We start from the raw sequence: 25,470 nt of genomic DNA on the forward strand, positions 1-25,470 counted from the left end.
GTTAGAACACGTCCTGCTTAAAATATATTCCAGAAAACTCAAAAAATGTTCTAAAAATGTCAAGCCAAAATCGCCTGTTGCTCTAGCATTCTCTTATACCGTAATGGGGGATGTTGGTAGTGCTCCCTAAAGCACTTGATAAAATGGGAGGTGTTTTCAAAACCAATATCCAGGGCAATTTCGTTGATGTTCTTATCTGAAGTTTCCAATAAGAACTTTCCATATTCCACCCTTCTTTTCTTTATCCATTTTGCCGGGGTCATATTATATATTTTGTAGAAGTCGCGGTTGAAGGTTGCTAAACTCCTCCCGCTTAGTTTGGCCAGTTCCTTGAGTTTTAAATTGAACATAAAATGTTCTTCCATGATGGGTTTTAAACTTCTTTTGCCATCTGTATTCAATTCATTAAAATAGCCCGTAGCCAACGGATTATGCCCGCTCGTGGCGATGTTCACAATGAGTTCCTTGAACTTAATGGTCAAAAGACTTTTGGAAGGTGGGTTTTCCAAGGAAAAATAGCCCAACAAGGTGTCAAAATAATCCTTTAAGGTCCTGTTCAAGTTGAGGCGGATTACTGAATCCGTATCCGCTGCAGTGCCGGCATTATGATTCATTCCACATTCCTGTTTCATTACCGAAGCGATAAATTCATCAGGGACCATAATCAACAAAGCGCAGAAGTCGCCATTAAGGATTTTGTAGACTCTATGCGCACCCTTCTTAAGAAATGCTGCATCGCCAGCTTTTAGCACATATTCTTCATGGGGTGTTTTCCAACGACCCCCACCTACAAAAACATAACAGAAATAATTGGTCTTTATCCAATAATCCACGGGCGAACCCTCAATGGGACAATCGTAGGCCGTGAACAACAAATCGTCCACTTTAAACTGTTTGAACAGGGGATTCCCATCCACAAATTCATAAAAGTGTACCATGTCTTTTCGTCTCATGGGCTTCTGTTTTTTTGATTATACCTCAATTAAACGCATTGTTGGACTGGTTGCCAACACTTAAACGATGTCTCGTTTCAAAGGGGGGAGTTTTGGATACATCAAGGTACAATTTTTCTATAAAAAGCTCAAGATTAAGGTTTTGGGAATCCTATTAGTAAAACACCTCAACGTCTGGGAAAGTATGCTGTATTTTTTGGTACTGCTCCAAGGTCATTCGCCAGATCATGGTGTCTCGGGGTTCACCTTCGGGGCTTGTGGTGTTGTGTTGGAGTACCTCGACCAAATCAAAGCCCAGCTTTTTTGGGATTTTTAGACTGGCCATATTCTCGGGGTCGCAGTGGATTTCAATTTTGTTTATGGCGTGATGCTCAAAACCCACTTTAATCAACGCTTGGGTGCTTTCTGTGGCATAGCCTTGTTTTGCATATTTTGAATTTATCCAATACCCAATTTCGCGAGCATCTGCACCTATCCGGGTATGCAATCCTGTGGAGCCGATTAGGACATCTTCTTGTGTATTGAATATCCCAAAAGTGTAATCGATGTTTTCCAGAAACTCTTGTTCAAACTTTTCTAAAAGCTCTTGTTTAGATTTCAAGCTAGAAGGTTCGTTCTGCGCCCAGGGCATCCACTTTTTTAGCTCATCCAAGCTGTGGGTGATGGCCTCCAAAAGCATGGGAGCATCGCTGGGATGGTAACAGCGAATCAGTAGCCTTTGGGTACGTATGCCATAGGTGATTTGTTTTTTCATGGGGTTTTCGGGATGGTATTAAACCACAAAGTATAGTGGCTCGCTTTGCAATCTTTATTTATTCGTAATATTCTATTTGCCTTTCCCAAACCATTCCTAACTCTCCATTGGAACTCCTTCTTTTTGAAATCCAATTTCCCTTTTTGTCATAGACATATTCAAAAGATGTTTGGTGTTTTTGTTCATCTTGTTCGTTGTACCAATTTTGAACCGTCAAATTATCCATCTCATCATATTCGGACACGAATTTCGTAAAACTTCCATCAGGATTGAATTTGAATTGCAAATTCTCATTTCCATCTTCATCGTAAGAATAAGTTCTTCTGTCTTTCAAACTCCCGTCAGGTTTATATCTAAATTGTTCAATTTTTTTGTTGTCAAAATTGTATTTGTAAATGTATTTCCAACCTTTTTTACCTCCCGGTCCATTTAATAACATCTCAATGTTATTTCCGTTTTCGTCATATTTATTTGATTGGACATTTGTCAAATTGTTATCAGAATCATACGTTTTAACCTCAGTCATATTGTCGCTAGAATCGTATTCATAAGTCCAATAGCTTTTTATTTCTCCAGCCGAATTCTCTTTTACCGCTTTTTGAGCAACTCCTTGCCCATTCCTTTCATAAATGGTCTTTTCGTACAATGAACCATCACGTCTATACTTCGCACTTTCTATCACTTTTTCATTTTTGTCATAAATCTGATATGAACTAATACCAGAGGTAAAAAGATTTTCGCGGCTTTTTAATTCCCCGTTTTCAGGTTTGTACAAAACTTCTTTTACCATTTTCATTTTTGGTTTAAGAGCATCAACAGTCGATTGAGCAATAAGATTTGCACTTGAAATTGAAATCAGGAATCCAATTGTAATTAGATATTTCATTTGTTTATTTATATGCTGCAAAACGGCAAAGGCATTTCTATTTAAATGAAGTTACACCTTTTCCATCTAAAGCTCAAGACTAACTTTGGGCAGATTGATGGGGTTTTGGATGGCAATTCCTTCAACTAATCCTATTCCAAAACATCTCCCATATTTGGTTTAGCTATTGCAAATGCCCAATTCACATATTCTGGAACATTGTACTTTTCAAAATAATCATCTTTTAATTCAATGATTTGATTTCGGAAATCATCAATTTCAAGATTCAATTCTTCATCGACATGCAATGCAATACCATTGCTGAAATAAATAGATTTATGCTTATCCATTTTAAATATGTGCCAACGGTTAGGCTCCAGTAAAGATTTTCTGTTTACAATTAGTTTATCCGAAGTCTCATTTTTTACATAAATCTCAACAAATTTCTGCTCAGCTTTCCTATCAAAATAATCCATTGTGGTTAGCCCCATTTTATTCAAATCGATAGGATTGCTGTTCAGCACTTTTTTCTGTTTTGATTTTGAAGTAATTAGATAAACCAGATAAGGAAGAACTAAAGCCGCGGCAATTAAGGATGGCCCGGGTGGCTCAATATAATACTTAGAAAATATATGCCCTGTAGGTCTTAAACCAAACTGCAAAAACAGAATTATTATTCCTGCCATAGCAAAAACAGAGAGTATCTTCGGAATTAGTTTGGACATTCGATTCTTTAGGGTCATTTAATTGCTATGGTAATCATTTTAATTTACTCCTTTTCAATCTAAAGCTCATGATTGTCCTTTGGGGTAGATAAATGAATTTTTAGCGTACCATGATAACAATAGTTATACATGGCTTAATTAAGTCTTAAGTTTTTTCGGGATAACGCCATTAAGAAGTAACGAATAGAAGTAATTGGTGACTGATTACACCAAGCCTCAGCTATAAATGAATCCTTACTTCCCATTAAAAAAAGATGTGGATTATATCTCAATATACTGCTTAAAACAAAAGCTATTAAATAGTTTGATAGTAAAGGATGCCAGACTAATTCTTGATTGTTTAAAGTTACTTTTGGAACAAATATCCAAAAAATTGTTCTTGCGGTGGTTTCATCCGCCGCGGGCATAGGTAGATAATAATCTTTGAACAAGATATTTACCTCATCTTGTAGATTTTGAAATTGAATTGCTTGATTTGTCTGATTAAATGGTTTTTGATTTATCCTGACCAGTGAATGATTTCTTAAACTAGTTGGCTTTCTATTATACGCTGTAATCCATTCATCTTTATCATTTTGTGTCATCTGAGGAAAATCAGTAATTATACCAACAGATGTGCCAAGACTACTTTGTAAAATAGGAATCGCCCTATTGGGCGCCAATAATTCAAGCCACATTTCATTGTTCAATAATCTAACAATTGATTGTATTAAGAAATTTTTTCCTTGGATAGCATAAAAAGTATCAAATTCATGACTGATTTCATCGCAATAGGAAATTATATCTTTTATCTTTATTGTTAGTGGGCTATTAAATGGCCAAGGATTATCAGTCAGTTTTTCATAAAAAACGGCGAAAATATTTTTCTTGTTCCTATGTGATTTTGGGTGAATTTGAAATTCGAATTCAGATAAATTTGAAGGATTTTGAGGTTCATTGGTAAGACCATGATAAATACTTGTCGATTTAAGCTTGCTTCCGGAAATTGCACGCTGTGAAACAACGAACGCTTTAGCTAAATTTAGGAAACTATAATAATAAAGTAATCCTCCTGATTTCCAATTTGAGTTTCTAGCATCTAAATAGTAGGTTTTGGCTTGGTCAATGTAAGAAGAGGTTACTTTTTTTCCATAGATACCATCTGCGCCTTCATGCCTAAGCATTGTTAATTCCTGCCAAATTTGAGAAACTTTGTCCATCGTAGTGGTAATATCTACACATCTTTTTCCCCCCGCTGGTACGTATCTCACATGTGACATTTAATCCTTAATCTTTTGATTGATTCATTTTTACAAATTATGTGTAAAGGTTTGAATATGTTCTTCTACTATGAAGAAGACAATCCATTAAGTAAAGTTACTTGTTTTTGAAATAGAAATCTTACCATTCTATTTTAAACTATATCTTTGAGGTGCGAAACACATCTTTATTCTTACGCCTACAACCTCTCGTGTCGTAACAGATAAAATTGGATAGGCAAATGGGTGCGAGTCCCTAGACCAATCAAGGCGTAGCTTTGATGTGTTTCGCGGTGACCTATCCTCATTTATTCACTTTTTTATCACTTTCTTATGCGAAACACAGAAGGTTACCAATCTTGCCCGCATTGCAATGCGTCCATGACTAAAACGCTGAATCCAGCACAGTACAAATTGTTGGACTATGTAGATGCCCTAGATGGCCCAGACCGGGTTAAGGCTCTTAAATGGGTGCACGATGTGGCCCTATACGAATCCCACGAACCCCTGTACCGAGAAGAAAAAGAGGCGCTCTACCAAGTAAAGGTGCTTTGGGAGCTTATTGAGGCGACTTTGGTGGAGGAGGGTTAATTCAGGGTGATAGACTTCTCGATACAAAATCCCTTCGGGATTTCACTCGAAGTGACGGCTTTAGGGATTGACAAAGCTAAACTTCCGTCAGTTTGAGTGGTTTTCTGTCAGATTGAGCGCACTAGTGTTGCTGAAGCTTTAGCGTAAGCACAGTCGAAATCAAAGAAAATTGTATCGAAAACAAGGAAGTTTTGGTCCCATTTGACTAATGGGCTACCCTTCTTCCGTACAAGACTTCGGAAGGGGACTCGAAGTGATTGGGTTTGATTATCGAATACTTCTCGATACAAAATCCCTTCGGGATTCCACTCGAAGTGACGGCTTTAGGGATTGGCAATGCTAAACTTCCGTCAGTTTGAGTGGTTTTCGCAAGAAAAATGTATCGAAAACGAGGAGGTTTAGTCCCAATTGACTAATCGGCTACCCTTCTTTCATACAAGACTTCGGAAGGGGAGAAATGCGTTTGTATTTTCATCCTGAGCAGCTTTTTCGAGCTTGCCCAGGATGAGAATTTATGGTTACTGAACTACCTTAATTGGCTAAGACCGGCAAAATATACTCTTGTAAAATATCCCTAGGCTGGTTGCCCTTTCTGTTTCTAAAATTCCCCGAAGTGACCACCACTACAGCTTCCAACTCGGGAAGGATGAAGATAAACTGCCCGCCAGCGCCCCGGGCTTCAACGGCGGCTATGGTCTTTCCCTTCACCTGGTAGGTATCGTGCCACCAGAGATAACCATATTCGTTTTTGTCTCGGGTATCTTGCAATCTTCCATACTTTCCAAAGGATTCGGCAACCCAAGCCTCGGAAATCACTTGTTTTCCGTTCCATTGGCCTTGGTTCAAAAACAGCTGTCCAAATTTGAGCAGGTCCCGTGAGGTCAGCAGCATCCCACCACCAAAATAAGGTATTCGCTCCGTATCATCCGTCTGGTTGATGTAGTTGGTTATCCCCAAAGGCGCAAACAGTTTTTCGTGCATATAGGTCTCCATGGGCATATCCAAACGTTCGTTCAAACACACGCCCAACAAAAAAGGATTGGCAGACCCATAATCGAAATAGGTGCCCGGTTCGTTCACCATGGGTGCTTCTAAAACGGTTTGGAGCCAACTGTTGGGATTGCTCGGGTTTTGATAGTAGTCCTCACTGGCTAGGTTGTTCACATCCATGCCTGAACTCATGGTGAGCAGGTCCTTTATCCGAATTTTGGATTTTTGGTCGTCCTTGGTGTGCTGGTATTCCTTTGGAATAAAACTGTACAAGGTTTCATCCACACTCTCGATAATCCCTTCATCAATGGCAATCCCAATCACCGCCGAAGAAATACTTTTTGAGGCCGACCTGAGGTCGTGGGGAATGTTGGCATTGTGCCCATCAAAATAAGATTCAAACACCAAATTGCCCTCTTTCGAAATCAAAACGCTGTGTGTGTTCACCAGCTTTTGCGCATGCACATCTTGGATGAGTCTATCCAACTGTTTGATGTCTATTTTAAAGTCTTTGCCGTTGGCCGTTACCCAACCATCACTTAGCTGTGCGGGCGTCTCAGTACTTGCAGTTTGGTCCACCGCATCCGAAGAATATTCCCAACCCTCCGTGGTATGGGCTAAGCTGGTCTTGGTTATCAAAACATCGGTCAGAAAAATTTCGAGGTCTATGGTTCCTTCCAAAAGTTTGGCCCTGAAATTAAGCCCCGTGTTCCCATCTTTAAACAAGAGTACATCTCCTTCCCGTTTAAAACCCTCGGCCCAAGCTCCTCGAAACCGTTGATCACCAAAAAAGGGATAGGCCACCAAATTTTCGCCTTCCGTCAATTCTGTGTACAGCATAATATCGTCGGACTGCAGGCCATTATCCACCATAAATGCATTCCAATCGCCTTCGTATTTGTCGCTTTCTGTCTGGGCTAAACGGGTACGGTACAAAAACCTTCCTGATTTTATAAATCCGGTAAGCGCTTGTTGGTCTTCGGCATATTGCAAATCAAAAAACAACTGTTCATTCAGATTGAAGTGGATGTTATCTTCTTCGGATGACCGTACCGTTTTCTCCAGAAGCATTTCGCCATTGCCAATGTTGAGATTGAAGGTGGTGTCACCCACCTTTTCCAAAGACACTGTAAAATTGAAACTGTTTTTGTTGGGTAGGTGTCCTATCCATTCCCCTTCAATAGGCTGTGGAGTGCTTTTTTGGGCACAACTTGTTAAAAGGAATAAGGATAAGACTAAAAGGGATACTTGATGTTTTTTCATTTTTTGATTGATTTGAACCTCAAAAATAGGGCGTTCCCAAACTCCAGAATAGTATGAAATTAACATGGGTGGTTTTTTAGAAAAAAATTGACAACACTCGGAAATCTGATGTCTGATGTCTGATGTCTGATGTCTGATGTCTGATGTCTGATGTCTGATGTCTGATGTCTGATGTCTGATGTCTGATGTCTGATAAACGATAATCAACTTTTTAAAAATCTCTATAACACATATTATTATTTTTGGGAAAAGACCCATTTATGGAGGATACCAACTATTTAAAACTAAAGGCGTTTTTTCCACAAGTTAATTTTGAGGGTTTGGATGAATCTTGGTTTCGCTCGCTTTGGGTTGAAAAAAGCTTTAACCAATACGATATTATTACCGAGGCCGGTTCCATTGAACATTATTTCTATTTCGTGTTGGAAGGCGTGCAAGCCCTTTACATCTTGAATGAAAAAGGACAAAAAGTGGTGCTTGGGTTTTCGTATACCGGAAGTCCGTCCGGGGTTTTTGATTCTTTTATTGCGCAAACCGCATCTTCTACCTTTTTGGAGGCCCTAAAACCTTCCACCCTTTTGGGCATTCGGCTTTCAGATTATCAAAAGCTTTTTGAAATACACCCAGAGTTCCATAAATGGGGGCATCTCTTTTTTCAGGATATTCTGTTTGGGCGCCTCTATCGCGAGGTGGAATTGCTCACCATGTCAGCAGAGCAACGCTATGTCACTTTTATGCAACGCTGTCCGGAGGAACTGAGAGTCATTCCCCAAAAATACTTGGCCTCCTACCTCAACATGAAACCGGAGACCTTTAGTCGGTTACGGGCTTCGGTTATGTATTGATATTAAAGTAAACTTCCGTCAGTTTGAGTGGTTTTCAAGGGAAAACTGTATCGAAAACAAGGAAGTTTTGCGACTCAACCACTTCTCGATACGTTTCCTTCGTACAAAGTACTTCGGAAACACTCGAAGTGACGGGCGTGCAAAGTGAAGGCTAAGATTTTTGGGTTTTTGAAACTCTGTGATGATTTCTTCTGCAAACCCAATATTTTTAAACAAAAAAACCCACCGTAAAAGGGTGGGCTTAAAGTTTTTAAGGGAGTCTGCTACTACTGTGCATTGTCATAATAAAATCGCTCATGCACAATTTGATCTCCTTGCCATTGTTGTACAGCCACCTGCTCCATCTTGGCCCTATGCCCTCCTTTGAAAGTAACGTCCATCGTAGACTCCACAAAAGAAGTGCCCGCTGCTTCGTCAGACCCAACTTTGTTTATTTCCAAACTGTGAAATTCTTCAATATTATTCAAAAATTGTTCCTCATAGGCGCGACATTCGGCTTTGCCAGTTCTTGTTCCTCTTGGTTCGGTCATTACCACGTCTTCCGCATAATATTTATCGAAAGCGCTTAAGAGTTGACCTTGTTGCAGTTGGTTGTAGATGTCCCTTGCTTTTTCTTTATAACTCATTGTAATAGTTTTTATGATGATATAAAACTACAACATTTTTCTATACAACTATTGTATATACAAATGTTTAACATCAATTTATAATTTAAGTATGTAATTCTCATCCAATGTGCTTTTCTATGCTCTTTTTGAGTTCTGGTACAACCTCTTCCTTAAACCAAGGGTTCTTTGCCAACCAAAATCTGTTTCGCGGTGAGGGATGCGGTAGCACAAAATATTCAGGGGCGTAGTTTTTGAAGTTTCTAACCGTTTCCGTTAGGTTTTTTTCCCTTCTTGTTCCTAAATAATGTTTCTGGGAGTACTGCCCTATTAAAATAGTGAGTTGAATATTGGGCATTTCCTTTAAAAGTAAGTCGTGCCATTGTGGGGCACATTCGGGCCTTGGTGGAAGGTCACCGGATTTTCCTTTGCCAGGATAGCAAAACCCCATGGGCATTTGGGCAATTTGGGTTTCGTCATAAAAGGTTTCATCGGTCAAACCCATCCACTTTCTAAGCTGTTTCCCGCTCTGATCATCCCACGGAATACCGGTTTTGTGCACTTTGGTTCCAGGCGCATGACCAATAATCAAGATTTTGGATTCAGGATGACCGGCCAAAATAGGTCTTGGTCCTAGTGGCAAATGTCCTTGGCAGATGTCACATTTTCTGATTTTATCCAACAGCTCTTGCATACCCCTTTTTATATAAATATGGATTCCAACAAATAAATGGTAAGCATGCCCCAAAAGGTTCCGGTCGCCATGCTCAAAATGGCCAAAACAATGGCATGGGGCATCCATTTTTTCTGATACGCAGCTGTCACGGCGGGAGCCGTAGCTATTCCTCCCACATTGGCCATACTGGCAATGGGCACCCAGGCAAAATTTACATTCAAGAGTTTGGCCACAAGGATCATAAAAACAAAGTGTCCGAAAAGCCAAATCACCAAGAATCCAAAAAAGCTTGAATTAAAGCCGAGCACATCAAACTGAAGTTTAAGTCCCAAAATAGCCATGACCACCAATATTAAAATCCCACCCAACTTTAAGGAAAACTGGAAGTTCCATCGGGGAACAAAATTTCCCAAAATCAGTCCAACAATGGAAAGCACGACTACTTTGAGCGCAAACATGTCCAAGATTTGATTGCTAATAAGCACAATACTGCCCATAATCAAAAAGGTCAATGAGATGGACAAAGGTTTTCCCTTTCTTTCCCGAATTTCTTCGGGTAAGCTGATATCCTTTATTTTAAAAATAGTGTTCAAGGTTTTGCTTCGTTTGATGGTCTGGAACATCAAAATCGTCCAAATGTTGACCAAAATGTTGTCCATTACCAAAACAGAAAGGAAGATATTCTCCGGACATTCCACCAATTCTTTAAGGACCAATTGGCTCGTACTACCACCTATCCAGCTTCCTACAATAGGCGGCATACCTTTCCAAAAACCTTGATTTCCCAATGTAGTGGCCACCAATTCTGTGTTTGAAAAGAGCAGCACAAAAACCACAGGGAAAAGGGCAATAAAAATGGAACCAGCTACAAAAACTACGATGGGTTTGTAGCCCACCGCCTTTAGTTGACCCAAGGATAAACTGGCCATAACCGCAACAATGGTCAATGGAATAAAGTAGTCTTTGCTATAATCATGTATGGCATCTTGGGAATAATCCAGTTTAAAAATGAAGGAAATAAGTGCAGGGATGATGTACGCCAGAAGAATAGCAGGAATCCAATCAAAAATGGTTTTGAGATACTTGTTTTCAAAGCGATCCAGAAAATAGATGACCACAACGGTAAAGCAGACAACTGCCCAAGGAATCCAACTTATCATTTGTCTTGCAATATCCCGAGATGAATAATTCGACTGCCTGAAATGGAAACCGGGTTGGTACTTTTTCCAATTACAATTCCAGATTCGGGTGCATCATATTGCTCAACAACCTCGCCAAATGCATTCTTAAGAATAGCTATGGGCTCTCCTTTTTCTACCATTTGCTTCAATTCGACTTGAACTTCCAAATACCCCCCCTTTTGGGTAAAAACCCAATAGGATTTGGAGCACACATGGCCCAGTTTGGGTAAATCTTGTTCTACATCGGTAAACCTAAATCCATTCAAAACATTCAAGATGCCTTTAACGCCACGTTCTACTATTTCAGGTTGGTACACCTGTGGGTTTCCGTACTCCATGGTTATTGAATGTACACCCTTGCTTATAGCAAATGCTCGGAGAGTCAATCCTGAGGCCTCACCAAAACTTGCCTTTCCTTTGTTGGATACAATGATATCTGGTTGCAGTAACTGAAGCATTTTGGCTAAAGTCTCATCCCCCATATTGCCCCTGCCATAAAGACTGTTAACCCTACCAAAACTTGCGGTATGTAAATCGATATGATAATCAAAAAGAGGAACAATCTTTTGGCCAATTTGATAAGCCATTTGTTGGGAACGATTGCCATTGGGTTTACCTGGAAACAATCTATTTAAATCTTGAAGGTCCATGAATTCCCGTTGATTCCTTGCAATGGCTAATGGATTCAATCCGGGAATGGCCACAACCGTGCCTTTCAAGGTTGAAGGATTAATCTCATCAATTAGGTTGTGGACAATGGAAATTCCATTCAGTTCATTCCCATGAATGGCCGCTGTGAGTCCTAAAACTTTTCCTTCTTCAGCGCCTTTTATAATAATAACCGGTACGGTGATTGGATTTCCAAACTCGTTATCTGCGAGTCCTAACCATACCTTGTGAACCTTGCCGTTTTCGAAATTGGCCAGCTTCAATTCATCAAGAATTAAATTCTTTGAATCTTGGGCTTGAATCCCGAGATAAAAAAGTATCAGAAAAAAAAAGAAAGGTTGGTTTTTCATGGTTATAAGCGTGTAAATCAAATATACTTTTTATTTGTTTTCGTTGACTCTCCTTTTCATTTGATATCCAATGACTTTCGACATCCCAAACCTCTACTCATTCCCTTTTCATATACAGGAATTGCCCCAACAAAATGCTGGGGCAATTCTTCATCACACAATCCACCTATCATGAAAACCTCTTATACATGGATTTCAGAGAACTCTAGTTTGCCACTTCTGGTTTATGCAGGCTTACCACAATCAGAACAGCAATACCATTAATCCAGTAATAGTATCCATCCAACCCTTCAAAAGAGAGCGCAAAGGGTGCCAAAATAAATACCACGGCCACCAAAAAATCTACCAACAAATGGTATTTATAGGGAATTACCCGAAATACTCCCAAATGGTGGTCTGTCAATAACGTCAAGATCAATGCTGCTACTCCAACAGCAACCGATAGTTGCAACGCCATGGGATTTGAACTTCCCAAGCCTAGTAAAAAGGGTAGGGCTATCAATGCCAATGCAACTGGATAATCCAAAAATGCATGCATTCTTTTTGTAACGAATTTCATAATCTAAATTTTAGTTGAACTCCCCTACAACTCTAGTTGTAGGTTTTGCTTAATTTTTTCCAGTTGGTATCTGCCGTGCTCTTCAATTTGGCGTTGTTTTTCTCTGCCAACCATAATTGCTTTGCATCCAATTCCACATTGTTCAAGAACAAATAGTATTTGCCATCCTTCACAATAAATTTGTTTGGGTCCACTCTAAACTTGGCTCCGGCATATACTCCAAAGGCACAGTAACCACCATATTGAGGTAAATACTTCTCAGGATTCTTGTCGAATGTTTTTTTCTGATCTTCAGAAGTGAAGTAGTATGCTACCTTCTTGTATTCTGATTTATAGGCTTTGTTTCCTATCTGTGCCAATCCCAAATCCAAGTAAGATACGGGGCTGTAGCCAGCCAATGCAATATTGCTGTTGTCAATGTTGTTCGCTTTTTTGTCTTGTCCAAAAGTGATGGAACTGATAGCTAAAGCAAAAATGAGTACTGTTGTTTTAATTGTATTTTTCATCGTTCTATTTTTTTAATAATTGTTTGTATTTGTTTTTTGTATTCCTATTGAACCGCATGTTAGGATAGGTGAAGTTTTCTACTATCCATGCAGTTCGTTTCTTCGGTGTCAAAACCTAGGGTGGTTGACTTTCTCCATTGGGCTTCCGTAAAAAGGGAACCAAAATCGAAACGTTGTGTCCTGATTAGCCGTCCGTGCCGTTTGGTATTGAAGAAATGCATAGCAAATTCTTTTACTCTGCGTTGAAATATTCTTCCTGTACCACTTCACCGTTTTCATTCCAGATTCTGCGAATGATTTCGTGCCAGTAGATCTTACTACCGTCCTTCATGTTGAAGTCGAAAGTGAACTCTGATGCAGATACATTTCCATCCACGATGGTGTGGTGATGCGTGATGCCGTTTACTTGGGCAATGGCCCCTGCAAAGCCTTCCATTTTTTCAACCATTTGTTGTTTGTCGGTAGTTGCAACCCCATTGTAGTCTGAGGTAGTGGAGTCTTCCGCAAAGAATTGTTTTACTGCGTCCACGATAGCTCCTTGGGCAACTATACTGTCCATTTCTGTTGCTAATGTTTTAATATCCATTGTTGTCAATTTTTAATGTTTATACAATTGTTGTTTGTAATTACATTGCAAATTTCAGCAAGGATGTTAGGCTGGGAGGTACAAAAAAGACGCTAAGAATTGTACTTTTTGGATTTATATAAAGTGGGTGTGGTCCCTGTGTATTTCTTGAAGAATTGGGAGAAATGATTGGCTTCCTCAAAGCCCAAAGCAAAGGCCACTTCCTTTACAGAAGCATCTTGTTGCAATAGCCTTTTGGAAGAAGTGATTACTTCTCCCCGAATCAACTGACCTAAGGAAGCATTCATTTTGGCCCTTGTTTTTTTAGAAAGTGCTTTAACAGAAAGGTGCATTTTATCCGCATAAAACTCAAGGTTGCGCTGTTCGGTATGATGGGTCTTTAATAGTTCGACCAAGTTTTGAATAAAGGTGTCCCTATTTTCGAAGTCAAAATCATTTCGAAACTCCGAAGGGGTCATCCCTGTATTTCTTTTGAATACCCTATTGAAGTAAGCCGGGTCTTTATATCCGGTTTCGTAGGACACTTCCTGAATACTCTTATCCGTGAAAACGATTTTCTTTCGGCCCTCCATCAACCTTTTGTTGGAAATCAAGTTTTTTACTGAGAGTCCAATTTTATCTTTGACCAAAGCCTGGGCTTCGTATCCATTTTCGGTCATTAGCTTTACCACATCATCACCTGAAAAATTACTGAAGTAGTTTTCATCAATAATGTCCTTGACATCAAAAATCAGCTGGTATTCTTTCTTACTGGCCTTAAAGGGATTCTGCCAATACCATTGTTTGGAAGATATATCGATGATATCCGTAGTGTCCTCAGAAAATACGGTATTTGCCAAATACTTTTGGCATTCATCGCATTCATTAAAGTTGATATAGCCCAACGAAATCAGATGTTTAAAAAGTACACGTACTTCCTTCTTTTCAAAAATGGCTCTGTTGGGAAACTCAATCTTTCGAACCACAAAGTCATCTGAAAAGAATTTGATGTACTGCCCTTTTTCCAAATAAATGGCCTTGTCTTGCCAATCCGCATAGTTTTTAAAATCAACCTGGATGGTTCCTGAACCGGAAAGAATATGAAATAAGGTATACTTATTCACAAAGTACACCTTGTTGATTTCAGGATGTAGTTTTTGTACCACTTTGGCTTTCGGTTGTTACCAAATTAATTAAAAAAAGGATAGGATACGAACAACTACTGCTTACCTGCTACCACAATAACAAACTCACCTTTAGGCGGTTTGGTTTCAAAATGTTTTAAAACCTCAGCGACTGTTCCTCGAACCGTTTCTTCATATAATTTGGTCAACTCGCGTGAGACCGAAATTGGTCTATCTGTTCCAAAATACTCGCCAAACTGTGTCAAGGTTTTTACCAATTTATGAGGCGATTCGTAAAAAACCAAAGTTCGTTTTTCTTCGGCCAAAGTTTCAAGTCGGGTCTGCCTACCTTTTTTAACCGGCAAAAATCCTTCAAAAACAAATCGGTCGTTGGGAAGACCACTGTTCACCAAAGCAGGCACAAAAGCCGTTGCTCCAGGTAGACATTCTACCTCAATGTTGTTTTGGACGCAGGCACGCGTCAATAAAAACCCTGGGTCGGAAATGGCTGGAGTGCCCGCGTCGGAAATCAAGGCTAGGGTAGTTCCTTCTTCCAATTTTTGAATAATTGCATCCAACTGTTTGTGTTCATTGTGCATATGATGGCTTTGTAAAGGGGTGTCAATCTCGAAATGCTTGAGCAATTTGCCACTAGTACGCGTATCCTCAGCTAAAATCAAATCCACTTCCTTGAGCACCTTAATGGCCCGGAAGGTCATATCTTCTAGATTTCCTATTGGTGTTGGAACCAAAAATAGTTTTCCCATAGGCCAAAGTTAAGGCCTTACCTTTTTTGCCGTGAAATACGAAGTCAATACAAAAATAAAGGCCAGGAAGGCTCCCATTTGTTGCCCATCGCCGATCATAACATGTGCAAAAAAGGCCAAAACGGAGTTAAAGAAGAAGCCTGCATAAGCCCATTCCCTGAGCCATTTGGAGAAATTACCCCAAACAGCAAGTAGGCCCAAAAGTTTGGCTATAGCCATAGGGTAAATCAAATAGGTAGGATATCCCATGGCTTCAAAAAAGCCACGAATCATCTCGTTATTGAAAAAGTAATTGTACGCGGAAAAACACATGATAGCTGTCAACAAAGCTGTCGACAGCCAATACGCAATTTTGATAAATTTCATCTGTAGTTAGGTTTAGGGATGAACTTCCCTAAAAGTATAAAAAGTAGCCGAAATAGATTTTGGTTTATGCGAATCGCCTTTCTATCAAGGCCATAAAACGGGACTCGTAATCTTCTTTCCCCTCCCAGTTATTGTACTCTGGCTTTACCAAATTGGTGATAAACGCTTTGGACCTTTCTTCGGTGTCAATGGTATTTAACTGATTCACCACTTTTTCGTACTCCTTGGCATTTTCATTGAAAAGGTGCTTAACAAAAGCTAGTTTGTCATTCAAGCCAATTTGATACTCTTTTACGAATGAATCATTCAATGATTTTTTTACAGCAGGTTCAGTATTGGATTCCGTAAAAATCTCCTTGTCATTTTTAGGTTTTTCCGGCTTGGCAACAAACTCGGCAAAAAAGTGCTCCACAGCTTTTTCCGTTGGCATTTCTGAAACCATGTCTTTTATGGTGTCCATGCCTGGAGTAATAATATCCTCATCGTGTGGGTTGTTTTCTGGTACCGCCGTATTTCCACTCATTACCGTATTGGCCAATTTCTCAAATCGAGATGCCAACACATTTTTGGAAACGTCCACCTCAATATCGCTTAATTTCTCATCTATGAATTTCAGCACCGCCAATTTCTCATATAGCTCCTTAGCCTTATCATACAGCTCAATCAACTGTTTATCCTCTCTTGCCGTTATGATATCGGTAGATAGTTTTATCAATTCTTCCCGTAACTTCCTTACCATCACTTAAAATCTTTTTATAAAAATAAGTCCATTTTCATAATCCCTTTAAGAACAAAAGGTTAAATTTTATCCCGAAAACAAGGCTTATTTTTTTAGTAGCTTTGTGTTTTGTCTTTAATTAAAACGAAAGTACTACCCTTTTCGTTTAAAAGTACAGTATGTTTCTCGAAAATACGGTCAACCCTGAAGAACAGTTTGGATGGATAGAAGTTATCTGCGGCTCCATGTTTTCCGGTAAGACCGAAGAGCTTATCCGTCGCCTAAAACGTGCAAAATTCGCCAAACAAAAGGTAGAAATTTTTAAACCCATCGTTGATACTCGTTATCATGAGGATATGGTGGTATCGCACGACTCTAATGAAATACGGTCTACCCCTGTACCGGCTGCCGCCAACATTCGTTTACTGGCGGACGATTGTGATGTGGTAGGTATTGACGAAGCTCAATTTTTTGATGACGAAATCGTAACCGTATGCAATGATTTGGCCAATCGTGGGGTTCGGGTGGTCGTGGCTGGATTGGATATGGACTTCAAGGGCAACCCTTTTGGTCCCATGCCAGCACTTATGGCTACTGCAGAATATGTGACCAAAGTACATGCTGTTTGCACAAGAACTGGAAACTTGGCCAACTACAGCTTTAGAAAAGCCGACAATGATAATTTGGTTCTTCTTGGTGAAACCGGCGAATATGAACCCCTAAGCCGAGCCGCTTTTTACAAGGCCATGCTTAAGGAAAAAGTAAGTAAAATGGATGTAGAGGCCGAAGAGGTCACCCCAAAAAAGAAAACAGCCAATGGATAAAGTTGGTGAGACCATCCTAGAAATTGACCTAGTTGCCCTGGCCCATAATTACCACTACCTGAAATCAAAGCTAGACCCTGAAACCAAGTTTATGGCCGTGGTAAAGGCATTTGCCTATGGAAGCGATATGGTCGGTATTGCCCAAAAAATGGAAAATCTTGGGGTCGATTATTTGGCGGTAGCCTATGTAAAAGAAGGGGGGTTGCTTCGTGAAGCAGGTATCACCACTCCTATATTGGTACTACATCCTTTACCAGTAAATTTTGAACAGTTGATAGCTCATCAATTGGAGCCCAGTTTGTATTCTCCAAAAATCTTAGCTGAGTTTTTGAAAGTAGCACAACGCAAAAAGTTGGAGGACTATCCAGTTCATATCAAATTCAATACCGGTTTGAACCGATTAGGGTTTTGGGAAACTGATGTGGAACACATTTCGAAACAACTGGAGAATCGAAATGAGATAAAAATCACTGCTATTCTTTCGCATCTAGCTGCATCCGAAGACCCAAATGAAAAAAAATTCAGCCTAACCCAAATAGAGACTTTTAAAAAAATAAGTGTCGCGCTCAACCAAAAATTAGGGTACAGCCCTATTCGGCATATGCTGAATACCTCGGGAATCATCAACTATCCAGATGCCCAGTTTGAAATGGTCCGAAGCGGCATTGGTTTGTACGGCTATGGCAATAGTGCAATTGAGGACAAAAACCTTAAACCTGTGGCTCAGCTAAAAACTATTATTTCCCAGATGCATAAAATTGAACCTGGCGAAACCGTAGGCTACAACCGTGCTTTCAGTTCAGACGGATATCGAGTTACTGCTACGCTTCCACTAGGTCATGCTGATGGTATTGGAAGGCAATATGGAAACGGAAAGACCTTTGTAATGGTAAATGGTGAAAAAGCGCCCATTATCGGAAATGTGTGTATGGACATGATTATGGTGGATGTAACGGGGATAGATTGTGCCGAAGGCGATGAAGTTATGGTTTTTGGCGAAGAAAACTCAGCGGAAAGCTTTGCTTCCTCTGCCCAAACCATTTCCTATGAGATTTTAACAGCCATATCGCAAAGAGTAAAAAGGGTAATCAAGTAGGCTCTGTTTTTTAGGCTCTCATTTGCAGCAGAGTACTTTTTTTCTGTACATTGGAATCATTAACCACTTAAAACTATAAAAATGGGATTTCTGAAAGAGTTTAAGGACTTCGCCATGAAAGGAAACCTGGTCGACATTGCCGTAGGTTTCGTTATGGGTGCTGCTTTCAACAAAGTTGTATCTTCCTTTACCGGAGGAATTGTTTCACCACTTATCGGTTTGTTGTTCAATTCCGATTTCAATGACTTAAAATACATAATAAAAGAAGGTACAGTGAATGATGCAGGAGAAACCGTTGGGGAAATTGCCGTGCTCTATGGAGCCTTTTTGACCAATGTGATTGATTTCATCATAGTAGCATTCGTAATGTTCATGATTGTAAAAGGAGTGAATAAAATGAAGAAGAAAGAAGAGCCTGCTCCAGAGCCACCAAAAGGACCAACGCAAGAAGAATTGCTTGCTGAAATCCGTGATTTGTTGAAAAAGTAAAATCGTTTACCCTTCAATAAAGGGTACCGCTACATCACAATTCATAACTTAAAAGCCGTCAGTCTGTTTCGCTAACATGCTGACGGTTGTTTTATTTATAACATTTTGTTATTTTTTATTTTATCTTTCTTAAAAGACTTGGATAAATCCAATTCGCGGATGTACTTTTGTCGCATAAATTGATTTTGATATGAAAGTTGCGGTAGTAGGAGCCACTGGAATGGTAGGCGAGGTAATGTTGCGGGTTTTGGCAGAACGGGATTTCCCAATCTCCGAATTGTTATTGGTGGCCTCAGAACGTTCCGTAGGTAAGAAATTGGAATATAGAGGAACTGAATACACCATTATTGGTCTTGATGATGCTGTAGCGGCCGAACCTGATATTGCCATTTTTTCTGCAGGTGGGGATACTTCCTTAGAATGGGCTCCAAAATTTGCAGAGGTGGGTACCACAGTTATTGATAATTCGTCCGCATGGCGTATGGACCCCACAAAGAAGTTGGTGGTTCCAGAAATCAATGCTTCCGAATTGACAGCCGATGATAAAATCATCGCCAATCCAAATTGTTCCACAATCCAAATGGTGATGGCACTGAATCCGCTACATCTGAAATATCAAATGAAACGTATTGTAGTTTCTACCTATCAATCCGTTTCTGGTACAGGAGTTAAAGCGGTTCAACAATTGGAAAATGAAACCAACGGAATTGATGGGGAAATGGCTTACCCTTATCCTATCAATAGAAATGCCTTGCCGCATTGCGATGTGTTTATGGAAAACGGGTACACCAAGGAAGAAATGAAATTGGCCCGCGAGCCCCAAAAGATTTTGGACGACCGCACTTTTTCCGTGACCGCTACTGCGGTGCGTATTCCAACAGCTGGTGGACATTCCGAATCTGTAAATGTCGAGTTCCACAACGATTTTGACCTCAATGAGGTGAGGCAACTTCTTAGTGAAACACCTGGAATTGTGGTTCAAGATGACCCTTCTACCAATAGCTATCCTATGCCCATTCATGCACATGAGAAAGATGAGGTCTTTGTGGGAAGATTGCGAAGAGATGAGACCCAGCGTAACACCTTAAATATGTGGATTGTATCTGATAATTTACGCAAAGGAGCTGCGACCAACGCCGTACAGATTGCCGAATATTTGGTACAAAAAGGCTTGGTTGTCCAGCAAACTTCTACCATTTCTTAAAATACGTTAAAGGTTTCTGCACTTTCTAAAACGCAAGGGGGATTTGTGCTATTTTTAGCAGATTAAAATCTTTAAAAATGAACAAATTAACCTTCCTAATGGCTGTGCTCATTCTTGCCAGCTGTACCCAGGAAAAAAAGAAAGAACTTATTGCTGTGAACTATCCCGTGACCAAAAAGGTAGACACTGTGGATACCTACTTCGGAACTGATGTAAAAGACCCCTATCGTTGGTTAGAAGATGATCGTAGCGCCGAGACTGAAGCTTGGGTCAAGACCCAGAACGCTGCTACCTTTGGCTACTTGGACCAAATCCCTTTTCGGGAAGATTTGAAAAATCGTTTGGAAAAATTGTGGAACTATGAAAAACTAGGGTCCCCTTTTACCGAAGGAGACTACACGTATTTCTACAAAAATGATGGACTTCAAAACCAGTATGTGGTTTATCGCCAAAAAGAAGGGGAAGAGGCCGAAGTGTTTTTGGACCCCAACACTTTTTCGGAAGACGGAACGACCTCTCTAATGGGGCTAAGTTTTACCAAAGACGGCTCCAAAGCAGCTTATCTCATTTCTGAGGGAGGAAGTGATTGGAGAAAGGGAATCGTGATTGACACGAAATCCATGGAAAGAGTGGAAGATACCCTTGTGGACATCAAATTCAGCGGTATATCTTGGAAAGGAAATGATGGTTTCTTCTATTCAAGCTATGATAAACCGGACGGAAGTGAGCTTTCTGCCAAAACGGACCAGCATAAATTGTATTATCATGCTTTGGGTACACCGCAATACGAGGATGAACTGATTTTTGGAGGAGTGCCAGAAGAAAAGCACCGTTATGTGGGTAGCAATGTTTCCGATGACGGAAAGTACCTTTTTATCTCTGCTGCAATTTCAACCTCTGGAAACAAATTGTTCATGAAAGATTTGAGCAATCCTGACAGTGGTTTGGTAACCATTTTGGACGATACTGAATCTGATACCTATGTGATTGACAACACAGGGTCCAAGCTGTTTTTGGTAACGGACAGAAACGCGCCCAACAGTAAAATTGTGAGCGTAGATGCTGCTAATCCAACTCCAGACAATTGGCAAGATGTAATCCCGGAAACTGAAAATGTATTGACCCCAGGAACGGGCGGCGGATACTTTTTTGCAGAATATATGGTGGATGCCATATCCAAAGTACTTCAGTACGACTACGATGGTAAGTTGGTACGAGAAGTTGAACTTCCAGGTGTTGGAAGCGCTAATGGCTTTGGAGGCAAAAAAGAAGAAAAGGAATTCTACTTTTCTTTCACCAATTACAACACCCCAGGGTCTTCCTATAAATATAATGTGGAAACCGGAGCCTATGAGCAATATTGGAAACCTGAAATTGATTTCAATCCTGCTGATTATGTTTCCACTCAGGTCTTCTTTAATTCTAAAGATGGCACTAAGGTTCCCATGATTATCACCCATAAAAAAGGGGTGGAGATGAATGGAGAAAATCCAACCATTCTTTATGGATATGGAGGTTTCAACATAAGCTTAACTCCCTCTTTCAGCATCGTGAATGCGGTATGGATGGAACAGGGTGGAATTTACGCTGTACCTAACCTTAGAGGTGGGGGTGAATATGGGAAAAAGTGGCACATTGCCGGAACCAAACAACAAAAACAAAATGTGTTTGATGACTTTATCGCCGCCGCAGAGTATTTAATAGCCAATAATTACACCTCCAAAGAATATTTGGCCATTCGAGGGGGGTCCAACGGTGGACTTTTGGTAGGTGCAACCATGACACAACGCCCTGATTTGATGCAAGTGGCTTTACCTGCAGTGGGTGTTTTGGATATGTTACGATACCATACTTTCACTGCTGGAGCCGGTTGGGCCTACGATTACGGAACCGCTGAGGATGACGAAGAAATGTTTGAATATTTGAAAGGCTATTCACCTGTTCACAATGTGAAGGAAGGTGTTGAATATCCCGCTACCTTGGTCACTACAGGAGATCATGATGACCGTGTTGTTCCGGCCCATAGTTTCAAATTCGCTGCCGAGCTTCAGGAAAAACAACAAGGGACTAATCCTACCCTAATTCGTATTGAAACCAATGCGGGTCACGGAGCTGGAACTCCTGTAAGTAAAACCATTGAACAATATGCCGATATTTTTGGCTTTACCTTATTTAATATGGGATATGACAAGCTACCGAACCAAGCGGTTTTGAAGGAGTTTAAAGATTAAAACAAAGTAAAATGCTGAATCCGCTTCTTCGGAGGCGGATTTTTTTTGCCCTTAGGAAAGATGCTAAAAGTTCAGATTAATGCATTTGACTACGATGGTAGGTTGATTTTGGAGGACATTTCTTTTCAAATCAACAAAGGGGGGCATATTGCCTTAATGGGAGAAAGTGGGTCTGGTAAAAGCACGCTACTTAAACTCATATACGGTCTACTACATTTAGATGATGGCTCCATTTATTGGGGAGAAAAGCAAGCTTTGGGTCCCAATTATAACTTAGTGCCTGGGGAATCCTACATGAAATATCTATCTCAGGATTTTGATTTGATGCCCTTCACATCCGTTACTGAAAACATAGCGCAGCACTTGTCTGTTTTTGAACCTGAAACCCATCAGTCCCGAATAGATGAGCTGTTGACCCTCATAGGGATGCAGGACTTTGCCCATGAAAAAGTCAAAAATCTAAGTGGGGGACAAAAACAACGCGTGGCATTGGCCCAAGCGCTAGCCCAGGAACCAGAACTATTGCTTCTTGATGAACCCTTTGGCCATATTGATCAATTCAAAAAAAATGAGCTGCGAAATCGCCTTTTCCCTTATTTAAAGAACAAGGGTATATCCGTGCTTACCGCTACCCATGATAGGGACGATGTTCTCTCCTTTGCAGATGAAATTATCGTTTTGAAAGATGGAAAAATTGAGGAGCATCAACCTACAGAATTCCTCCATAACAATCCGCGAACCCAATATATCGCCTCGCTTTTCGGTTTCGTAAATGAAGTGCCTTTGCGCCTTCTTAAGGAGTATTCGGAATTGGATGCTACCCTATTGATATATCCCCATGAATTTGAAATTTCAAATAAGTCGGGCCTAGAGGTTACCGTGCAACGAAATTTGTTTAAGGGAAGTCATTATTTGGTTGAAGGTGTTTCGGAGGATGGGTATTCCATATTTTTTACCCATAAAGTGGCCCTCAGGGTTCAAACCAAAGTATTTCTCAATATTGCGCTTCAATTGGTTAATAAGAGGATCAATCTGTCAGGGAATTCCCTTTCGTCGAAAAGCTAATTTGTTCTATACGAAGTAGTTCGATTTTTCGTTGCTCTAGTGAACCCCAATACTACTGAAATGAAAAAATTCCTGCTCGCCCCTTTCTTGGGCACGCTTCTTTTTTTATCCTTTATTGCATGTTCTGAAGATACTCCCACTGAAGAAATGTCAACCGAATCAGACGAGGAAGTTGTAGAAGAAACCAACTCGGAAGATACTTCGGATGACCAAAATTCAGATAGTGACGAAACCAACAACGATGATTCCAACAATGATGATTCGGAAGACACCGATACTGACGAAACCAATGCATCAACCATTGAATTGACGGCTTCACCCAATATACTCACCAACAACGGAGAAGGTCTTCAGGATTGGGGAAATGGTGTATCCCTAAGAGCCCTAAAAATTGATGGCAGTGCTGGCCAATTGGTGTACGATACTGAATTTAGAGACGAAGGTTTCGGAGTAGCCGGCGCACGTTGGGACCAGATAGACTACTACGTCATGTACCAAGGACAAGAAGTCAATGCAAGTGAGAAAATCGAAATCATTTTTGAGGACCCGGCTTCCGACATTGTCGTTACCGTTGGAATGATGGGAGCCAACGAAGGTCATCCCGATGGAGAAACGGGCAAATGGACTGCCTTTGACCAAAATCGGAATGAAGTGGCTCAAGGTGAATTTGGTGCCAATGAGAGTACCCTGGGCAAAGAGGTTAAGTTGGTAGACAACTCCTATGGAACCTATCCCATTGCCTTGGATTTATCGACTCCCGTTTATTCCATTACGATAGAAGCTACTGGTTTTGGTTATGGGGAGGGTAGTCCGAAAAATGTAAATAGCTACAATAACGAAAGCGGCAATAAGGAAAATAACTCCGACTTCAACTTAGTGGGCATTTCCTTCAAAACGGAATAGCTTCAGATTATCTTTGTCCTAAACCTTAAGAGGTAATGGATTGGGAAAAAATTGTTAGTGAGCTTCAGTTCAAGGCTATTCGCAGTGGTGGGCCTGGTGGGCAACATGCCAATAAGGTCTCCTCGAAAATTCAGCTTTCATTTCCGGTGGAAACATCCACTGGTCTAACTTCCGCCGAAAAAGAAAGGATACGATTCAAGCTCCAATCTAAATTGACCGCTGAAGGCATCTTTAAATTACAATGCGAGGAATCCCGAAGTCAGCATAAGAATAAAGAGCTTGTCACCAAACGTTTCATTCAAATTATAAAAAAGGCTTTGGAAGTTTCCAAAAAACGAAAACCTACAAAGCCTTCAAAATCTTCTGTTGAAAATAGATTGAAATCCAAGCGAAAGCAGTCAGATAAAAAATTCAACCGCAAAAAGCCTGATTTGGATTAACCCATTTCCGGAACTTCATAGAAGTATTGTGCCTTTTTGATCTTACCATTCTCTACCTGGTACATGCACAATTCATCAAAAGCCCAACGCCCGCCTTCCTTGAAAGTGGCGTCCATGGACATGGGCACCACAAAATGGTTTGCAGCGACTACCGGGTCCCCAACCGACCCTCCATGGATTTCCTCAATGCCTTCGGCCCATTGCAAATAGCCGTTCCAAATGTTCTCCTTCCCTATAGTGATTTTTTCACCTGGCATACCATCCATTTCGATGCTCTCCGCATCGTCCGCATACAAATCGTAGGCCTCTCTGTACTTTTCTTCGCGACAAAGCTGTACTAGCTTGTTCGCAACTTCTTGTGTTGTCATGATGTTCATTTATTGGTTAATCCCTTTAAAGGTAACCATCTTTGAAAGTAATTGTTTTAAGGAAAGGTTAAACCCAAAATGTGTTATTCTATTTCCAGGATTTTGATTGTTTTTCCATTGAAGGCAAAGGATTCTCCTACCGCTTTACCCAACACACATTGCCCAATGGGTGATGCTGCCGAAATACAAAATACACTTTCTCCGATATGCTCAAAAGAGCCAGCGAAAATGGCCAAAAAATAGGAATGGGAATCTGTTTTGACCAAACTGCCCAAGCTTACATTTGGAGTTGGTTTATCTATTTTAACTCTTTGAAGAATCTCCTTTGTGAGTTTTAATTCTCTTTCTTGCTTTTCCAGTTTTTCCTGCTCCAACTGTACCATGGCTCTTCCTGTTTCATGCTTGTCCCCTGCGGTGCTTTTTGTTTCATTGTTCAAAGAATCTTGGAGCAGGGCATATCTCGAAATCAACATCTGCTCTTTCTCCTTTACATAAGAATGGCAATGTTCCAAAAGTCTTTCTTTTAAACCCATACCTTTT

30 protein-coding genes are annotated in these 25,470 nt (G+C 40.4%); 10 read left to right on the forward strand and 20 right to left on the reverse strand.

The genetic code is table 11. The features are described from left to right. Positions 1 to 59: 59 nt before the first annotated feature. From ACSLUF_RS17265 to ACSLUF_RS17285, 5 genes are all read right to left on the reverse strand, one after another. Positions 60 to 953, reverse strand: a complete 894-nt coding sequence (locus ACSLUF_RS17265) for a helix-turn-helix domain-containing protein (protein ID WP_435623911.1) — start codon at positions 951 to 953, stop codon at positions 60 to 62. A 154-nt stretch (positions 954 to 1,107) separates the two neighbouring features. Beyond that, the gene (locus ACSLUF_RS17270) at positions 1,108 to 1,707 is read right to left on the reverse strand and encodes a GNAT family N-acetyltransferase (protein WP_435623912.1); all 600 of its coding nucleotides are present in this window, start codon (positions 1,705 to 1,707) and stop codon (positions 1,108 to 1,110) included. A gap of 58 nt (positions 1,708 to 1,765) precedes the next feature. Next, complete coding sequence (locus ACSLUF_RS17275) at positions 1,766 to 2,593, reverse strand: hypothetical protein (RefSeq protein ID WP_435623913.1); 828 nt, start codon at positions 2,591 to 2,593, stop codon at positions 1,766 to 1,768. 131 nt (positions 2,594 to 2,724) lie between these two features. Further along, positions 2,725 to 3,297, reverse strand: coding sequence for a hypothetical protein (locus tag ACSLUF_RS17280; RefSeq protein WP_435623914.1), 573 nt, complete (start codon positions 3,295 to 3,297; stop codon positions 2,725 to 2,727). A gap of 134 nt (positions 3,298 to 3,431) precedes the next feature. After that, a complete protein-coding gene (locus ACSLUF_RS17285; protein WP_435623915.1) occupies positions 3,432 to 4,547 on the reverse strand; it encodes a YaaC family protein in 1,116 nt (371 codons plus the stop codon). Between the two features lie 321 nt (positions 4,548 to 4,868). Here ACSLUF_RS17285 and ACSLUF_RS17290 point away from each other — a divergent pair, with 321 nt between their 5' ends. Then, positions 4,869 to 5,126 (forward strand): hypothetical protein, encoded by a 258-nt coding sequence (locus ACSLUF_RS17290; RefSeq protein WP_435623916.1) that lies wholly within the window; start codon positions 4,869 to 4,871, stop codon positions 5,124 to 5,126. Between the two features lie 531 nt (positions 5,127 to 5,657). Here the strand turns inward: ACSLUF_RS17290 and ACSLUF_RS17295 are convergent. Next, positions 5,658 to 7,445 carry a serine hydrolase domain-containing protein gene (locus ACSLUF_RS17295; RefSeq protein WP_435623917.1) on the reverse strand — a complete coding sequence of 596 codons (1,788 nt, stop codon included), beginning with the start codon at positions 7,443 to 7,445 and terminating at the stop codon, positions 5,658 to 5,660. Positions 7,446 to 7,639: 194 nt separating this feature from the next. Here ACSLUF_RS17295 and ACSLUF_RS17300 point away from each other — a divergent pair, with 194 nt between their 5' ends. Continuing rightward, positions 7,640 to 8,224 (forward strand): Crp/Fnr family transcriptional regulator, encoded by a 585-nt coding sequence (locus ACSLUF_RS17300; protein WP_435623918.1) that lies wholly within the window; start codon positions 7,640 to 7,642, stop codon positions 8,222 to 8,224. A gap of 266 nt (positions 8,225 to 8,490) precedes the next feature. Here ACSLUF_RS17300 and ACSLUF_RS17305 read toward each other — a convergent pair whose 3' ends face one another. The 12 genes from ACSLUF_RS17305 to ACSLUF_RS17360 all read right to left on the reverse strand — a co-directional run bounded on the left by ACSLUF_RS17305 (position 8,491) and on the right by ACSLUF_RS17360 (position 16,331). Next, positions 8,491 to 8,850 carry a SnoaL-like domain-containing protein gene (locus ACSLUF_RS17305; protein ID WP_435623919.1) on the reverse strand — a complete coding sequence of 120 codons (360 nt, stop codon included), beginning with the start codon at positions 8,848 to 8,850 and terminating at the stop codon, positions 8,491 to 8,493. Positions 8,851 to 8,950: 100 nt separating this feature from the next. Continuing rightward, entirely contained in the window at positions 8,951 to 9,523 is a 573-nt protein-coding gene (locus ACSLUF_RS17310; protein WP_435623920.1) for a uracil-DNA glycosylase family protein, read from the reverse strand. Between the two features lie 8 nt (positions 9,524 to 9,531). Beyond that, positions 9,532 to 10,665: a DUF819 family protein gene (locus ACSLUF_RS17315; RefSeq protein WP_435623921.1), complete on the reverse strand. Its 1,134-nt coding sequence runs from the start codon at positions 10,663 to 10,665 to the stop codon at positions 9,532 to 9,534. After that, complete coding sequence (locus ACSLUF_RS17320) at positions 10,662 to 11,705, reverse strand: succinylglutamate desuccinylase/aspartoacylase family protein (protein ID WP_435623922.1); 1,044 nt, start codon at positions 11,703 to 11,705, stop codon at positions 10,662 to 10,664. The genes ACSLUF_RS17315 and ACSLUF_RS17320 overlap by 4 nt, the downstream gene beginning before the upstream one ends. 205 nt (positions 11,706 to 11,910) lie before the next feature. Continuing rightward, on the reverse strand, positions 11,911 to 12,264 hold the full coding sequence (locus ACSLUF_RS17325; RefSeq protein ID WP_435623923.1) for an SPW repeat domain-containing protein: 354 nt from the start codon (positions 12,262 to 12,264) through the stop codon (positions 11,911 to 11,913). 32 nt (positions 12,265 to 12,296) lie between these two features. Then, positions 12,297 to 12,770 (reverse strand): YHS domain-containing (seleno)protein, encoded by a 474-nt coding sequence (locus ACSLUF_RS17330; RefSeq protein ID WP_435623924.1) that lies wholly within the window; start codon positions 12,768 to 12,770, stop codon positions 12,297 to 12,299. A 59-nt stretch (positions 12,771 to 12,829) separates the two neighbouring features. Then, the gene (locus ACSLUF_RS17335) at positions 12,830 to 12,991 is read right to left on the reverse strand and encodes a hypothetical protein (protein ID WP_435623925.1); all 162 of its coding nucleotides are present in this window, start codon (positions 12,989 to 12,991) and stop codon (positions 12,830 to 12,832) included. An 11-nt stretch (positions 12,992 to 13,002) separates the two neighbouring features. Continuing rightward, positions 13,003 to 13,356 carry a hypothetical protein gene (locus tag ACSLUF_RS17340; RefSeq protein ID WP_435623926.1) on the reverse strand — a complete coding sequence of 118 codons (354 nt, stop codon included), beginning with the start codon at positions 13,354 to 13,356 and terminating at the stop codon, positions 13,003 to 13,005. A gap of 92 nt (positions 13,357 to 13,448) precedes the next feature. Continuing rightward, on the reverse strand, positions 13,449 to 14,501 hold the full coding sequence (locus ACSLUF_RS17345; RefSeq protein ID WP_435623927.1) for a helix-turn-helix domain-containing protein: 1,053 nt from the start codon (positions 14,499 to 14,501) through the stop codon (positions 13,449 to 13,451). Positions 14,502 to 14,554: 53 nt separating this feature from the next. Beyond that, on the reverse strand, positions 14,555 to 15,226 hold the full coding sequence (gene rsmI / locus ACSLUF_RS17350; RefSeq protein ID WP_435623928.1) for a 16S rRNA (cytidine(1402)-2'-O)-methyltransferase: 672 nt from the start codon (positions 15,224 to 15,226) through the stop codon (positions 14,555 to 14,557). Positions 15,227 to 15,235: 9 nt separating this feature from the next. Further along, positions 15,236 to 15,592 carry a DoxX family protein gene (locus ACSLUF_RS17355; RefSeq protein WP_435623929.1) on the reverse strand — a complete coding sequence of 119 codons (357 nt, stop codon included), beginning with the start codon at positions 15,590 to 15,592 and terminating at the stop codon, positions 15,236 to 15,238. A gap of 64 nt (positions 15,593 to 15,656) precedes the next feature. Beyond that, a complete protein-coding gene (locus tag ACSLUF_RS17360) occupies positions 15,657 to 16,331 on the reverse strand; it encodes a hypothetical protein (RefSeq protein WP_435623930.1) in 675 nt (224 codons plus the stop codon). A 158-nt stretch (positions 16,332 to 16,489) separates the two neighbouring features. On the opposite strand from ACSLUF_RS17360, the gene ACSLUF_RS17365 reads away from it, so the two are divergent. The 8 genes from ACSLUF_RS17365 to arfB all read left to right on the forward strand — a co-directional run bounded on the left by ACSLUF_RS17365 (position 16,490) and on the right by arfB (position 24,562). Next, on the forward strand, positions 16,490 to 17,134 hold the full coding sequence (locus ACSLUF_RS17365) for a thymidine kinase (RefSeq protein WP_106143756.1): 645 nt from the start codon (positions 16,490 to 16,492) through the stop codon (positions 17,132 to 17,134). Beyond that, the gene (gene alr, locus ACSLUF_RS17370) at positions 17,127 to 18,230 is read left to right on the forward strand and encodes an alanine racemase (RefSeq protein WP_435623931.1); all 1,104 of its coding nucleotides are present in this window, start codon (positions 17,127 to 17,129) and stop codon (positions 18,228 to 18,230) included. The genes ACSLUF_RS17365 and alr overlap by 8 nt, the downstream gene beginning before the upstream one ends. A gap of 81 nt (positions 18,231 to 18,311) precedes the next feature. Next, a complete protein-coding gene (gene mscL / locus ACSLUF_RS17375) occupies positions 18,312 to 18,719 on the forward strand; it encodes a large-conductance mechanosensitive channel protein MscL (RefSeq protein ID WP_435623932.1) in 408 nt (135 codons plus the stop codon). Between the two features lie 190 nt (positions 18,720 to 18,909). Next, complete coding sequence (locus tag ACSLUF_RS17380; protein WP_435623933.1) at positions 18,910 to 19,923, forward strand: aspartate-semialdehyde dehydrogenase; 1,014 nt, start codon at positions 18,910 to 18,912, stop codon at positions 19,921 to 19,923. 77 nt (positions 19,924 to 20,000) lie between these two features. Then, positions 20,001 to 22,154, forward strand: coding sequence for a prolyl oligopeptidase family serine peptidase (locus tag ACSLUF_RS17385; RefSeq protein WP_435623934.1), 2,154 nt, complete (start codon positions 20,001 to 20,003; stop codon positions 22,152 to 22,154). A 60-nt stretch (positions 22,155 to 22,214) separates the two neighbouring features. Then, the gene (locus ACSLUF_RS17390) at positions 22,215 to 23,219 is read left to right on the forward strand and encodes an ABC transporter ATP-binding protein (protein ID WP_435623935.1); all 1,005 of its coding nucleotides are present in this window, start codon (positions 22,215 to 22,217) and stop codon (positions 23,217 to 23,219) included. A gap of 60 nt (positions 23,220 to 23,279) precedes the next feature. After that, positions 23,280 to 24,122 (forward strand): hypothetical protein, encoded by an 843-nt coding sequence (locus ACSLUF_RS17395; RefSeq protein WP_435623936.1) that lies wholly within the window; start codon positions 23,280 to 23,282, stop codon positions 24,120 to 24,122. A gap of 35 nt (positions 24,123 to 24,157) precedes the next feature. Then, entirely contained in the window at positions 24,158 to 24,562 is a 405-nt protein-coding gene (arfB, locus tag ACSLUF_RS17400) for an alternative ribosome rescue aminoacyl-tRNA hydrolase ArfB (RefSeq protein ID WP_435623937.1), read from the forward strand. Here the strand turns inward: arfB and ACSLUF_RS17405 are convergent. Both ACSLUF_RS17405 and ACSLUF_RS17410 read right to left on the reverse strand, forming a co-directional pair. Next, positions 24,559 to 24,930, reverse strand: a complete 372-nt coding sequence (locus ACSLUF_RS17405) for a SnoaL-like domain-containing protein (RefSeq protein ID WP_435623938.1) — start codon at positions 24,928 to 24,930, stop codon at positions 24,559 to 24,561. The genes arfB and ACSLUF_RS17405 overlap by 4 nt on opposite strands. An 83-nt stretch (positions 24,931 to 25,013) precedes the next feature. After that, entirely contained in the window at positions 25,014 to 25,463 is a 450-nt protein-coding gene (locus ACSLUF_RS17410; protein WP_435623939.1) for a 3-oxoacyl-ACP synthase, read from the reverse strand. Positions 25,464 to 25,470 lie beyond the last annotated feature (7 nt).

The organism is Flagellimonas sp. (assembly GCF_965601775.1).
Classification (GTDB): Bacteria; Bacteroidota; Bacteroidia; order Flavobacteriales; family Flavobacteriaceae; genus Flagellimonas.

Coding starts and splice junctions, on each gene's coding strand:
- ACSLUF_RS17265 (WP_435623911.1), bottom strand. CDS start 953: ATGAGACGAAAAGACATGGTACACTTTTATGAATTTGTGGATGGGAAT.
- ACSLUF_RS17270 (WP_435623912.1), bottom strand. CDS start 1,707: ATGAAAAAACAAATCACCTATGGCATACGTACCCAAAGGCTACTGATT.
- ACSLUF_RS17275 (WP_435623913.1), bottom strand. CDS start 2,593: ATGAAATATCTAATTACAATTGGATTCCTGATTTCAATTTCAAGTGCA.
- ACSLUF_RS17280 (WP_435623914.1), bottom strand. CDS start 3,297: ATGTCCAAACTAATTCCGAAGATACTCTCTGTTTTTGCTATGGCAGGA.
- ACSLUF_RS17290 (WP_435623916.1), top strand. CDS start 4,869: ATGCGAAACACAGAAGGTTACCAATCTTGCCCGCATTGCAATGCGTCC.
- ACSLUF_RS17295 (WP_435623917.1), bottom strand. CDS start 7,445: ATGTTAATTTCATACTATTCTGGAGTTTGGGAACGCCCTATTTTTGAG.
- ACSLUF_RS17300 (WP_435623918.1), top strand. CDS start 7,640: ATGGAGGATACCAACTATTTAAAACTAAAGGCGTTTTTTCCACAAGTT.
- ACSLUF_RS17305 (WP_435623919.1), bottom strand. CDS start 8,850: ATGAGTTATAAAGAAAAAGCAAGGGACATCTACAACCAACTGCAACAA.
- ACSLUF_RS17310 (WP_435623920.1), bottom strand. CDS start 9,523: ATGCAAGAGCTGTTGGATAAAATCAGAAAATGTGACATCTGCCAAGGA.
- ACSLUF_RS17315 (WP_435623921.1), bottom strand. CDS start 10,665: ATGATAAGTTGGATTCCTTGGGCAGTTGTCTGCTTTACCGTTGTGGTC.
- ACSLUF_RS17320 (WP_435623922.1), bottom strand. CDS start 11,705: ATGAAAAACCAACCTTTCTTTTTTTTTCTGATACTTTTTTATCTCGGG.
- ACSLUF_RS17325 (WP_435623923.1), bottom strand. CDS start 12,264: ATGAAATTCGTTACAAAAAGAATGCATGCATTTTTGGATTATCCAGTT.
- ACSLUF_RS17330 (WP_435623924.1), bottom strand. CDS start 12,770: ATGAAAAATACAATTAAAACAACAGTACTCATTTTTGCTTTAGCTATC.
- ACSLUF_RS17335 (WP_435623925.1), bottom strand. CDS start 12,991: ATGCATTTCTTCAATACCAAACGGCACGGACGGCTAATCAGGACACAA.
- ACSLUF_RS17340 (WP_435623926.1), bottom strand. CDS start 13,356: ATGGATATTAAAACATTAGCAACAGAAATGGACAGTATAGTTGCCCAA.
- rsmI (WP_435623928.1), bottom strand. CDS start 15,226: ATGGGAAAACTATTTTTGGTTCCAACACCAATAGGAAATCTAGAAGAT.
- ACSLUF_RS17355 (WP_435623929.1), bottom strand. CDS start 15,592: ATGAAATTTATCAAAATTGCGTATTGGCTGTCGACAGCTTTGTTGACA.
- ACSLUF_RS17360 (WP_435623930.1), bottom strand. CDS start 16,331: ATGGTAAGGAAGTTACGGGAAGAATTGATAAAACTATCTACCGATATC.
- ACSLUF_RS17365 (WP_106143756.1), top strand. CDS start 16,490: ATGTTTCTCGAAAATACGGTCAACCCTGAAGAACAGTTTGGATGGATA.
- alr (WP_435623931.1), top strand. CDS start 17,127: ATGGATAAAGTTGGTGAGACCATCCTAGAAATTGACCTAGTTGCCCTG.
- mscL (WP_435623932.1), top strand. CDS start 18,312: ATGGGATTTCTGAAAGAGTTTAAGGACTTCGCCATGAAAGGAAACCTG.
- ACSLUF_RS17380 (WP_435623933.1), top strand. CDS start 18,910: ATGAAAGTTGCGGTAGTAGGAGCCACTGGAATGGTAGGCGAGGTAATG.
- ACSLUF_RS17385 (WP_435623934.1), top strand. CDS start 20,001: ATGAACAAATTAACCTTCCTAATGGCTGTGCTCATTCTTGCCAGCTGT.
- ACSLUF_RS17390 (WP_435623935.1), top strand. CDS start 22,215: ATGCTAAAAGTTCAGATTAATGCATTTGACTACGATGGTAGGTTGATT.
- ACSLUF_RS17395 (WP_435623936.1), top strand. CDS start 23,280: ATGAAAAAATTCCTGCTCGCCCCTTTCTTGGGCACGCTTCTTTTTTTA.
- arfB (WP_435623937.1), top strand. CDS start 24,158: ATGGATTGGGAAAAAATTGTTAGTGAGCTTCAGTTCAAGGCTATTCGC.
- ACSLUF_RS17405 (WP_435623938.1), bottom strand. CDS start 24,930: ATGACAACACAAGAAGTTGCGAACAAGCTAGTACAGCTTTGTCGCGAA.
- ACSLUF_RS17410 (WP_435623939.1), bottom strand. CDS start 25,463: ATGGGTTTAAAAGAAAGACTTTTGGAACATTGCCATTCTTATGTAAAG.